The following is an 11,253-nucleotide window of genomic DNA, read 5'->3' on the forward strand; positions in this document are numbered from 1 at the left end:
CGCGCGTCGCAATTCGCGCACTGCCATGCTGATCGAATTTTTCTACGAACTACGCGACGCCGGGCTCAAGCCGTCGGTGACGGAGTATCTGACGCTGTTGGAGGCGCTGGATCATCACGTCGGCGGCATGAGCGTTGAGAACTTCTATTACCTGTCGCGGGCGACGCTGATCAAGGACGAAACCAAGTTCGATCGCTTCGATCAGGTCTTCGGCCACTACTTCGACGGTATCCAGGCGGCGACAGAGGATCTGACCACCGATATTCCGGACGAATGGCTCGAGAAGATGAAGCAGCTCGAGCTGTCCGACGAACAGAAGGCACAGATCGAGGCCATGGGTGGCTGGGACAAGCTCATGGAGACGCTCAAGAAGCGGCTCGAAGAGCAGGGTGAGCGCCACGAAGGCGGAAGCAAGTGGATCGGTACGGCCGGCACCTCGCCGTTCGGCGCCTATGGTTACAACCCGGAAGGCATTCGTATCGGCCAGGACGGTTCGCGGCATCGCCGTGCCGTCAAGGTATGGGACAAGCGCGAGTTCGCGAACCTCGACGGCGCCCAGGAAATCGGCACCCGCAATATCAAGATGGCGCTACGCAAGCTACGTCGTTTCGCCCGCGAAGGCGCGGACGAAGAACTCGATATGGAGCGCACGATTCGTGCGACCGCCAAGAACGCCGGCCATCTGGATCTGCATATGCGCCCCGAGCGGCGCAACGCCGTGAAGCTGCTGATCTTCTTCGATGTCGGCGGGTCAATGGACGATCATGTCGCGACCGTGGAGTCGCTGTTCTCGGCTGCACGCGCCGAGTTCAAACATCTCGAGTACTACTACTTCCACAATTTTCCCTACGAGGGGCTGTGGCGCGATAACCGGCGCCGGCGCACCCAGCAGCACTCGACCTGGGATGTGTGTCATACCTACACGTCCGATTACAAAGCCATCTTTGTCGGCGACGCGACCATGAGCCCTTACGAAATTGCCTATCCCGGCGGTTCGGTCGAGCATTGGAACGCCGAAGCCGGCGCGGTATGGCTGCAGCGGCTGCTCGATAGCTTTCCCAACGCGGTGTGGCTCAATCCGGAGCCGCGCCAGCGCTGGGATTACACGCCGTCGATTCAGATGACGCGTGAACTCATGGATGATCGTATGTATACGATGACCCTGGATGGGCTCGAGACGGCGATCGACCGGCTGGCGGACTGAGACGTGATCTCGGTCGTCGCGGTTCAGCTGCGATGCCCGTATCGTTTTCACGCTATCCTGCCCAGCGTCCTGCGCCGCCATCGCCGTGATGACCGTTTTATCTCTATCGCCATTGTTCAGCCGCGGCGTTGCTCGTCGTATCCTCAAGCTCGCTTTAAGTGCGACCGGCTGCGTGCTGTTGCTGATCATGGGGGCCAATGCCTGGGTAGTATCAGCCACGCGCGAACTCATCGTGGACGATATGGGCCGGCTGGGCGTGCACGATGTCGGCGTTGTGTTGGGCACGAGCCCGTTTACGCGTTATGGCAATCGCAATCTGCTGTTCACCCATCGGATGATGGCCGCGGCCGAACTCTACGCTGCCGGCCACGTGCGTCATTTGCTGCTGTCTGGCGCCAACCCGGATCGCACATACAACGAGCCGCGCAAGATGTATCAGGCGCTGCGTCGTCTGGGCGTGCCGGACGATGCGCTGACCTTCGATTTCGCGGGTTTCCGTACGCTCGATTCGGTCGTGCGCGCACAGCGCGTGTTCGGACTTGATCGGTTCGTGATCATTTCGCAGCGCTATCATGACTACCGCGCGCTTTTCATTGCCCGTTACAACGGTGCCGAGGCCGTGGCCTATATCCGACCGCAGGAAGATCGGCGTCAGCCGCTGCGTGCCGAGACGCGCGAGTATCTGGCCCGCTTCAAGGCCGTGATCGATCTGTTCCTGTTGTCCAAAGGTCCGCGCTTTCTGGGGCCGCAGCGGCGTATCGTGATCGAGCCCGAAACAACGTACGGTTTCTTCGTACGCGATCGGCCGATTGCGCCGGTCTATGTCGTGCCTCGGCGAGCGCCGAGCGTGCCGGTTGCTCCGAGGCCGCCACTGGCGTACCCGGATCAAACACGGCGCAATGCGATGGAATCACGCACAACGAACCACCGCTGAACGACTTAGCCCGGCATGAAAATCGTTGACCACGCGGCTTAATAGAACGGAATGCGCGCCGCGCGTATTCGCCGTAGCTGTCAGCCGCTGAGCCTTATCGAATGAAGGACGGCGTGTGCCGGCCATCATCGGGTGCGGTGCTGAAGAACAGCCCGCATAGTCAGCTATTTTAACGCCGGATTATTCGACGATCGCCGTATCCGGCCTGGCCATGGCAGCGTGCCGCTGTAGCGTCGCGCTGGCGGCTTCGTCGATCAGACCCCGGAGCGCGGCATCGACCAGGGGCGCCCAGTCGCGATCTGCCGCGTAGGTCTCCGGATGACGCAACACGCATTCATAATGACCGGCCATAAAAGCCATGACGACATCGGTGGCATCGCGTACCGACAATTGCGGGTGCAGGTGGCCGAGTTGGTCGATCTCGTTACATAGCGAGAGCAGCACGTCTCGTGCATCCTCGAACATCGCGCGCATGAGTTCGTCTGCCGGGTGACCATGATCGGTGACTTCACAGCGATGCATCACGATATGGCATACGCGGCGATGGCGGGCATCATGACCCAGGCGTTCCAGGCCATGACGCATCATTTCTCGAACCAGCCATAGCGGCTCGTTGCCCGGAATATGCTGGCTCAGGCACTGGCGCAGATCGCGCAGCGGCAGATGAGTGCGCGAGACCATGGCCTCGAGCAGGGCGCGTTTGTCGGAGAAATGCCAGTAGATTGCGCCCCGGGTGACCTGGGCACGACGCGCGATTCTATCGAGCGAGGTTTGGGACACGCCGCGTGCCTGCATCTCGATCTCCGCGGCGTCGAGTATAGTCTCTCGCGTCTGCGCGGATTCATTTTTGGTGCGTCGTGCCATCGCCTGGTCATTCGCTCGTGCTGGTATCGAAAGCATACCGGAAAATTCGGTTACATACATACGCGAATGTATGTATAGTTAATGGTAGATTCACCTATTTCTTCCGACCTCCTCGGGAATAGTTCTATGCACCACCCTTTCCCCGCGCATGCGCGCCGTGTCTCAAACGGCTTGCGTGTCTCTTTGATGGTCGTATTCGCAGTCGCACTTTCTGCCTGTGGCGGCGGTGGCGATGGTGCCGGCGGGCAGCAAGGCCAACAGGGCCAGCAGCAACAGCCCCCGATGCCGGTGGACGTACACACCGTGATTCCGCATAGCGTGGATATCATGTCGGAGTATCCGGGCCGCGTACGCGGGCGGCGTACGGTCGAAGTACGTGCGCGGGTCGAGGGCATTCTGGAAAAACGCTTCTATAACGAAGGCGAAATCGTCAACGAAGGCGACATGCTGTTCACGATTGACCCACGCCCGTTCCAGGCCGTGGTCAACCAGCGCAAGGCTGAACTGTCGAGCGCCAAGGCAAGCTTGAACCAGGCGCAGCGTAATTGGGGCCGTGTACGTCGTCTCTATGATGTCGACGCGGTCAGCGAGGCCGAGCGCGATGATTCGCTCTCGCAGCTCGAAACCGCGAGGGCGTCGGTCCAGCAGGCTGAAGCCAATCTCGATGCCGCGCAGATCGACCTGGGCTATACCAAGGTGAAGGCGCCGCTGACGGGTGTGACCAGTCTGCGCGATGTGGACGAGGGTGCACTGGTCAGCAATGGGACTCAGCTTACGACCATCACCCAGCTGGATCCGGTGCAGGTGCTGTTCGCACTGCCCGAAGACGACGCCATCGCACGTAACAAGGCGATGGCGGCCATGGGGGCGCAGAGTACGAGCGAACGAACCCGCGAAGCCACGATCATCCTGCCCAACGGTGACGAGTTCCCGGCCAAGGGCGTGGTGGATTTCACCCAGAGCACGATCAATCCGGAAACCGGTACGGTGCAGCTGCGCGCGGTGGTCGAGAACACGAACAACGGGTTGATGCCGGGCCGTTACGTGCGCGCGCGCATCCGCCTGGATACACGTCATAACGCCGTCGTCGTGCCGAATGTGGCGGTGTCCGACGGCGAGCAGCAGACCCAGGTCTTCATCGTGGGTGACGACGGCAAGGCCAAGGCGGTGAAAGTGAAACTGGGTCCCTCCGTCGAGGAAGGCCGGCTCGTGGAATCCGGCCTGTCCGGCGGCGAGCAGGTCATCGTCTCGGGTCTGGGACAGCTCAAGCCGGGTGCGGCGGTCAAGGTCAAGTCCGACCAGGGCAATGAAAGCGCGGGTGGCAAGAACGAGGCCGGCGCCGATGGCAACAACGCGCAACAGGAACCGGTCGGCGAATCGGCCTCGGCCGAGAGCCAGCCGTCCGACAAGGCGGTGGCCGGGGTCGAGGGGCGCGCACTTCGTCTGAGCCCGCGCGAGCCGTTGCAGCAGATCGACAAACCGCGCTCGCACACGCGCACGCGCCCGACGTATCGCACCGATGACGCCTACGCCGCCAACGTCGGTCGGGGCAGCTAACCATGATTTCTCGTTTCTTTATCGAACGGCCGGTATTCGCCACCGTTCTCTCGATCGTGATCACGCTCGCGGGCCTGATGGCCATGCGCGGGCTGCCCATTGCCCAGTATCCGGACGTCGTACCACCCGAAGTGGTGGTCCAGGCGACCTATCCGGGCGCCAGTGCCGAGGATATCGCGGAGACCGTGGCCGCGCCGCTCGAGCAGGAGATCAACGGCGTCCAGGACATGCTCTACATGACGTCGACGGCGTCGGACGCGGGCACGCTGCAGATCTCGGTATCGTTCGCGATCGGTACCGATCCCGATCAGAACACCATCAACGTCAACAACCGCGTGCAGTCGGCGCTGTCCCAGCTGCCGCAGACGGTGCGCAACACCGGCGTGCAGGTCGACAAGCGCTCGAGCAACATTCTCACCGTGCTCACGCTGTTCTCGCCCGATCAGACCTTCGATACCACGTATATCAGTAACTATGCGCTGGTTAACGTCATCGACGCACTCAAGCGTGTCGAAGGCGTGGGCGATGCGCGGCTGTTCGGTTCGCAGGATTATTCCATGCGCATCTGGCTCAATCCGAGCAAGATGGCGCGTTATCAGCTCACTCCGGCTGATGTGCAGGCAGCGCTTCAGGAGCAGAACTCGCAGTTTGCGGCGGGCAGCTTCGGTGCCATGCCCAACGACAACGAAATCGCGTTCACATACACCGCCAGTACCGAGGGGCGTTTCTCCAACGCGGAGCAGTTCAAGAACATCATCCTGCGGACCGAGGATAACGGCCAGGTGCTGCGCCTGGGTGATGTCTCACGCGTCGAACTGGGCGCGCAGAGTTATAGCACCAGTGGTTCGTTCTCGGGCAATCCGGCGGTTCCGTTCTTGGTGTATCTGGCGCCGGGCGCCAACTCGCTGGCGACCGTGGAGCGTATCCGCGCGCGGATGAAAGAGTTGGGCAAGGATCTGCCCAACGGCATGGAATACGAGATTCCATTCGATACGACCAAATTCGTCGATGCCTCCATTTCGGACGTGGAACAGACGTTCATCGAGGCGATCATCCTGGTCGTGCTCGTGGTATTCCTGTTCCTGCAGAACGTACGCGCCACGCTGATTCCCTTGCTCGCAATTCCGGTGTCGGTGATCGGCACCTTCGCGGGCATGTATGCGCTCGGCTTTTCCATCAACCTGCTCACGCTGTTCGGCCTGATTCTCGCGATCGGTATTGTCGTGGACGACGCCATCATCGTGATCGAGAACGTCGAACGCATCATGGAGGAGGAGGGCAAGTCGCCCAAGGATGCGGCGATCAAGGCCATGGAGGAGGTCAGTGGCCCGGTGATCGCGGTGGTGCTGGTACTGGCGGCCGTATTCGTGCCGGTCGGCTTTCTGGGCGGTTTGTCTGGCCAGATGTATCGACAGTTCGCGATTACCATCGCGGTGTCGGTGGCCTTCTCGGGGCTGGTCGCACTCACGCTGACCCCGGCCCTGTGTGCGGTGTTTCTCAAGCCGCGCAAGAAAACGCCCAACTGGTTCTTTCGCAAGTTCAACCAGATGTTCAAAAAGGCGACCGGTGCCTATCTATGGGGCGTCGATCTGCTGCTGCGCCGGGCGATTCTCGGTCTGGTGCTGTTCGTGGGCGTGCTGGTAGCGACCTGGTTCATGTCCACCCAGGTGCCGGGCGGTCTGCTGCCGCAGGAGGATCAGGGCTATATCTTCACGACCTATACCCTGCCGCCGGCGGCTTCATTGCAACGTACCGAAGAAGTCCGCGATGAGGTGATTAGCAAAAGTCTCAAGGCCATGCCGGCGGTCGAGGATATCGTCGGTGTCGCCGGTTACGACTTTCTGGCTGGCGCTCAACGTACCTATGCCGGTATCGCCTTCCTGACGCTCAAGGACTGGGACGAGCGCGGTGGCCAAGGACAGGATTCATTTTCGCTCGTAGGCCAGACATTCGGCCTTGGCGCGCAGATCCCGGATGCCCAGATCATAGCCTTCAACCCGCCGCCCATCATCGGCTTGTCGACGACCGGTGGTTTTGAGGGCTACTTGCAGAGCAAATCCGGCGACAGCTTCAACGAAATTCGTGAGGCCGCCGGCAAGGTGGTGGCCGAGGCCAATAAACGCCCCGAGCTGTCGCAGGTGCGCACCACCCTCACGACCAACGTGCCGCGCTACCGACTGGATGTGGATCGCGAAAAAGCCAAGACGCTGGGCGTGCCGATCAACGATCTGTTTGCCACCCTCCAGGCGACTTTCGGTTCGCTGTACGTGAACCAGTTCACCTATCTGGGGCGGAACTGGCAGGTCAATATCCAGTCTGATGCGCCGTATCGCGAAAAGCCGGAGGATCTGGCCAAGGTATTCGTCCGTTCGGATACCACCGGCGACATGATTCCAGTGAGCTCGCTAGTGAGCCATGAACGCAGGCTTGCAGCCGACGTGGTAGAGCGTTTCAATATCTTCCCGGCGGCCAAGATCATGGGCTCGCCGGCGCCGGGCTATAGTTCGGGCCAGGCGAACGCGGCCATCCAGCAGGTCGTGGCCGATGTGCTCGGCGGCAACAATTACCAGCTGAGTTTCACGGGCACCGCCTATCAGGAAGAAACCGCAGCCGGATCGGGCGGGATCGCCGTGCTGTTCGGCATGATCATGGTGTTCCTGATTCTGGCGGCCCAGTACGAGAAATGGACGCTGCCGCTGGCGGTGATCACCGCGGTGCCATTCGCCGCACTGGGCGCCTTCGTGGCTGTCTGGTTTCGGGGTATCGATAACAACCTCTACTTCTCGGTGGGTTTGCTGGTGCTGATCGGTCTGGCCGCCAAGAACGCGATTCTGATCGTGGAGTTCGCGGTTATGTCGCGCGAAGAGGGCAAGTCGCCTGCGGCCGCTGCCTTTGAAGCAGCCAAATTGCGTTTTCGCCCAATCGTGATGACGTCGCTGGCCTTCATTCTCGGCTGTGTACCGCTGGCGCTGGCCACTGGCGCGTCGGCGAATAGCCGTAATGCCATCGGTACGGCTGTGGTTGGTGGCATGCTGGCGGCTACGTTCTTTGCCATTCTATTCGTGCCGCTGTTCTATGATCTGGTCGAGCGCGGCTCGGCGCGGGCCGGACGTTTGCTCAACAAAAGAAAAGATGATGAAGGCAATCCCCATGCGTAAGGCCCTTCTGCTGCTCGCGGTGGCGGGCCTGTCGGCCTGTACGCTCGGCCCGGATTATCAGCGCCCTGATATCGACCTGCCGGATTCGGCGTTCGACTCGACGCTGCTGAGCAAGAGCCAGCGCCAGGAACTGGCGTACTGGTGGACGCGGTATCGCGATCCGGTGCTCAACGAGCTGATCGACGACGCGCTGGACGACAACCTCGACGTTGCGCTGCAGGCCGCACGCTTTCGCGAGGCGCGTGCACAGCTGGGGCTGACCAACGCCGACCTCTACCCGAGTATCTCGGCACAGGCCCAGGCCGCCCGTCAGAAAAGCAGCTACATCGGCCAGGGGGGCGCGGGTTCCGGCAGTAGCGGCGTCGGCGCGGGCGCCGGCGGCTCTTCGGGTACACCGAGCGCCGGTCGGCGCTCGGACTATTTCTCGGTCGCCGCGACGCTGAGCTATGAGCTCGACGTGTTCGGCGGCCTGCGTCGTGCCAGCGAGCAGGCCCGCGCCGCACTGCTCTCTTCGGCCTATACCCAGGACTCGATTCGTCTGGGCGTGGTCAGTGACGTGGTGACCAACTACATGTCGCTACGCGCGCTCGAGCGCCAGATTCGGGTCACGCAGGAAACCATTGCCACGCGCGAGCGCGGCCTCGAACTTGATCAGCAACGCTACAAATACGGCGCGATCGACAAGCTCACGCTGCTACAGACACGGTCGTTGCTCGAAACCGCACGATCGCAGATGCCGCCACTTAGGCAGCAAGCCAGCGAACTGCGTTCGGCGCTGGCGATTCTGACCGGTCGCACGCCCAGCGAGATTCTGGCCGGCCCCGAAATCAACGACGGTTCGTTCGAGGATATGCATCTGCCCAACGACCTGCCGGTGGTGATTCCATCGCTGCTGGTCGAGCGACGGCCGGATATCCGGGCCGCCGAGGCGCAGCTAATCGCGGCGAACGCGAGTATCGGCGTGGCGAAGGCGCAGTTCTTCCCGACCTTTGACCTCACCGCCATGATCGGCACCGAGGCGATCGATGTGGACGACCTGTTCGAGCCGTATTCAGAAACCCAGAGCATCGCCGGCACGATTTCCGCGCCGATTCTGGACTTCGGACGCCGGCAGGCGAACTACGAAACCGCGATCGCGCAGAAGGACGCAGCCGAAATCCAGTACCGTCAGACCCTGCGGCAGGCGTTTTCCGAGGTGCGCGATGCACTGGTTGCCGTGAACCTCACGGATGAGCGCGTGGAGTCGGTGCAACGCCAGGTTGATGCATATGGCGAAACCGTGGAACTGGCTCAGATTCGTTACGACGTCGGCCGGACCGCGTTTTTCGACGTTCTCGATGCGCAGCGTCAGCTGTTTACCGCGCAACTGGATCTGGCCGAGGCGATTCGTGATCGCTTTACCGCGACGGCGGACCTTTTCAAGGCCCTCGGCGGCGGTTGGACCGAAAACAGCGATTCCTTGAACGATGGTTTGGAAGCGGTGCGTGACTCTTACGCACCGCAGAAAAACGATAGCGCGCAACCTGACGCGCGCAACGTGTCAGAATAGGAAACCTCTTCGTTTCGCTATCGAGCCTTCGTGCCGCAACCCGCGTCGCCCATCTCGACTTTGTATCGTATTGAAGCGCGCCCCGACGGGGTCGCGCTCGTACTCGCGGGCGACTGGGGCGCGTCGGCGCAGCTGCCGACCACGCAGCGGATCGTTGCGGAAGTGCTTGGTGCGCGCACGCACGACGCCGCACCCGTGGTCATCGATGGGACGGAACTGGCGAGTGCGCACCCGCGGGTCGCCGCGGTCGTGTATGGCGTCAACGAGCAGTTGCGCACGCGTGCCGTGGATGTTCATTACGAAGGTCTGCCCGAGAGTGTGCACGCCCTGGTTACGCTGGCACGCCCGGCGCAGGCCGAGGAACGCACGCCTGCGCGCACCCACTGGCTTAATAGGCTGGGCAAACGCGGCGGTCGGCGCGTCGCGTCGGTTGCGGATACGGCCGAGCTGATCGGCAACGCCTTTGCGGCCACGCCCAAGCTTGCCGTCGGCAAGGCACAGGCGCGCTGGGTCGATTTCATGGCGCTCATTCGCGAAACTGGCGCCGCCTCGTTGCCGGTCGTTACCGTGGTGAATCTGCTCATCGGTGCGGTTCTCGGCTTCGTCGGGGCGGTACAGCTGGCGACATTCGGCGCCGGCCTCTATCTGGCCGATCTCGTCGGTATCGCGGTTGCGCGCGAGATGGCGGCGATCATGACGGCGTTCATCATGGCCGGGCGCATCGGTGCCACGTTCGCTGCGCATCTGGCGACGATGGAAGCCAACGAGGAGATCGACGCGCTGCGCATGATCGGCGTGTCGCCGTTCGAATTCCTGGTATTGCCACGTTTGACGGCGTTGACGTTGATGATGCCGCTGCTGTTTCTCTATGCCGCGGCGTTGGGCATTGGCGGCGGCATGATCGTGGCCGATGTCGTGCTCAATACCTCGCCCGCGAGTTTTCTCGGCCGCCTGCAGGATGCCGTGGCCATGCGGCATTTCGTGATCGGTTTCATCAAGGCGGTCTGTTTTGGTGTGTTGATTGCCCTGGCCAGTTGTTACCTGGGCATGCGCGCAGGGCGCAATGCGGCCGAAGTCGGGCGTGCCGCCACGCGCACGGTCGTGGTGTCGATTATCGGCATCATCGTGATCGATGCCATCTTTGCCCTGTGTACGAACGCGCTGGGAGTCTAGGCGATGGCCGAACTCGATCCGTCACAGCCGTTGCCCGAGAAAGGAGTCGTTGTACGCGATCTTACGCTTGCGTACGGCGATACGGTCGTACAGCAGTCGCTGTCGTTTCATGTGCGCCCGGCCAGTATCTTCGTGATCATGGGGGTCTCGGGCTGTGGCAAGAGTACGTTGCTGCGCCACATGATCGACCTGGAACAGGCCGAGCAGGGCGATGTGGTGTTCGATGGCCACCGGCTATGGACCGACGACAGCGCCGAACGCGCCGCGTTGCAGCGTCGTATCGGTGTGCTGTTTCAGAGCACGGCACTCTGGAGCTCGATGAGCGTCGGCGAGAACGTCGGCCTGCCGTTGCAGCTGCATACGCGCTTGAGTGCTGCCGAAATTCGCGATCAGGTGGCGTTCAAGCTTGCCCTCGTCGGCCTCGCCGGTCAGGAATCACGAATGCCCAGCGAACTGTCGGGCGGTATGCAAAAGCGCGCCGGTCTGGCCCGTGCGATCGCCCTCGATCCGGATTATCTGTTTCTGGACGAACCGAGCGCCGGGCTCGACCCGATTACCTCGCAGCGCCTGGATGCGTTGATCATGAGTCTGCGCGATGCGTTGCAGCTGAGCGTGATTGCGGTCACCCACGAGTTGCCCAGCATCTTTACCATTGCTGACGACAGCATATATCTCGACAATGAAAGCCGATGCGCCATAGCACACGGCGATCCGCGCGTGCTCGCCGAGCATGCCGAACATGCGCGCGTACGCGCTTTTCTCAATCGCCAGCCGATCGCGGCCGAAGACGCCGCGCCGTGATGTCTGGCCGATC

General features: G+C 61.9%; 8 protein-coding genes. 7 read left to right on the forward strand and 1 reads right to left on the reverse strand.

The genetic code is table 11. The annotated features are described in order from the left end of the window. Nucleotides 1-25: 25 nt before the first annotated feature. Both SSPSH_RS05705 and SSPSH_RS05710 read left to right on the forward strand, forming a co-directional pair. Nucleotides 26-1,204 (forward strand): vWA domain-containing protein, encoded by a 1,179-nt coding sequence (locus SSPSH_RS05705; RefSeq protein ID WP_006915006.1) that lies wholly within the window; start codon nucleotides 26-28, stop codon nucleotides 1,202-1,204. An 88-nt stretch (nucleotides 1,205-1,292) separates the two neighbouring features. Then, entirely contained in the window at nucleotides 1,293-2,138 is an 846-nt protein-coding gene (locus SSPSH_RS05710) for a SanA/YdcF family protein (RefSeq protein ID WP_021031470.1), read from the forward strand. Nucleotides 2,139-2,318: 180 nt separating this feature from the next. Here SSPSH_RS05710 and SSPSH_RS17790 read toward each other — a convergent pair whose 3' ends face one another. Beyond that, nucleotides 2,319-3,062 carry a TetR family transcriptional regulator gene (locus tag SSPSH_RS17790; protein ID WP_021031471.1) on the reverse strand — a complete coding sequence of 248 codons (744 nt, stop codon included), beginning with the start codon at nucleotides 3,060-3,062 and terminating at the stop codon, nucleotides 2,319-2,321. A gap of 66 nt (nucleotides 3,063-3,128) precedes the next feature. Between SSPSH_RS17790 and SSPSH_RS05720 the strand changes: the two genes are divergently transcribed. Genes SSPSH_RS05720 through SSPSH_RS05740 form a run of 5 tightly spaced genes read left to right on the forward strand, consistent with a single transcriptional unit; the run spans nucleotide 3,129 to nucleotide 11,240 of the window. Then, nucleotides 3,129-4,559: an efflux RND transporter periplasmic adaptor subunit gene (locus tag SSPSH_RS05720; RefSeq protein ID WP_021031472.1), complete on the forward strand. Its 1,431-nt coding sequence runs from the start codon at nucleotides 3,129-3,131 to the stop codon at nucleotides 4,557-4,559. Nucleotides 4,560-4,561: 2 nt separating this feature from the next. After that, complete coding sequence (locus SSPSH_RS05725; protein WP_006915010.1) at nucleotides 4,562-7,717, forward strand: efflux RND transporter permease subunit; 3,156 nt, start codon at nucleotides 4,562-4,564, stop codon at nucleotides 7,715-7,717. Next, complete coding sequence (locus SSPSH_RS05730) at nucleotides 7,710-9,266, forward strand: efflux transporter outer membrane subunit (protein WP_006915011.1); 1,557 nt, start codon at nucleotides 7,710-7,712, stop codon at nucleotides 9,264-9,266. Before SSPSH_RS05725 ends, SSPSH_RS05730 begins: the two co-directional genes overlap by 8 nt. A 30-nt stretch (nucleotides 9,267-9,296) precedes the next feature. Beyond that, complete coding sequence (locus tag SSPSH_RS05735; RefSeq protein WP_006915013.1) at nucleotides 9,297-10,439, forward strand: MlaE family ABC transporter permease; 1,143 nt, start codon at nucleotides 9,297-9,299, stop codon at nucleotides 10,437-10,439. A gap of 3 nt (nucleotides 10,440-10,442) precedes the next feature. Then, nucleotides 10,443-11,240 carry an ABC transporter ATP-binding protein gene (locus SSPSH_RS05740; protein ID WP_006915015.1) on the forward strand — a complete coding sequence of 266 codons (798 nt, stop codon included), beginning with the start codon at nucleotides 10,443-10,445 and terminating at the stop codon, nucleotides 11,238-11,240. Nucleotides 11,241-11,253: the final 13 nt, after the last annotated feature.

The sequence above is a fragment of the Salinisphaera shabanensis E1L3A genome (assembly GCF_000215955.2).
Lineage (GTDB): Bacteria > Pseudomonadota > Gammaproteobacteria > Nevskiales > Salinisphaeraceae > Salinisphaera > Salinisphaera shabanensis.

Coding starts and splice junctions, on each gene's coding strand:
- SSPSH_RS05740 (WP_006915015.1), top strand. CDS start 10,443: ATGGCCGAACTCGATCCGTCACAGCCGTTGCCCGAGAAAGGAGTCGTT.
- SSPSH_RS05710 (WP_021031470.1), top strand. CDS start 1,293: ATGACCGTTTTATCTCTATCGCCATTGTTCAGCCGCGGCGTTGCTCGT.
- SSPSH_RS05705 (WP_006915006.1), top strand. CDS start 26: ATGCTGATCGAATTTTTCTACGAACTACGCGACGCCGGGCTCAAGCCG.
- SSPSH_RS05725 (WP_006915010.1), top strand. CDS start 4,562: ATGATTTCTCGTTTCTTTATCGAACGGCCGGTATTCGCCACCGTTCTC.
- SSPSH_RS05730 (WP_006915011.1), top strand. CDS start 7,710: ATGCGTAAGGCCCTTCTGCTGCTCGCGGTGGCGGGCCTGTCGGCCTGT.
- SSPSH_RS17790 (WP_021031471.1), bottom strand. CDS start 3,062: ATGTATGTAACCGAATTTTCCGGTATGCTTTCGATACCAGCACGAGCG.
- SSPSH_RS05720 (WP_021031472.1), top strand. CDS start 3,129: ATGCACCACCCTTTCCCCGCGCATGCGCGCCGTGTCTCAAACGGCTTG.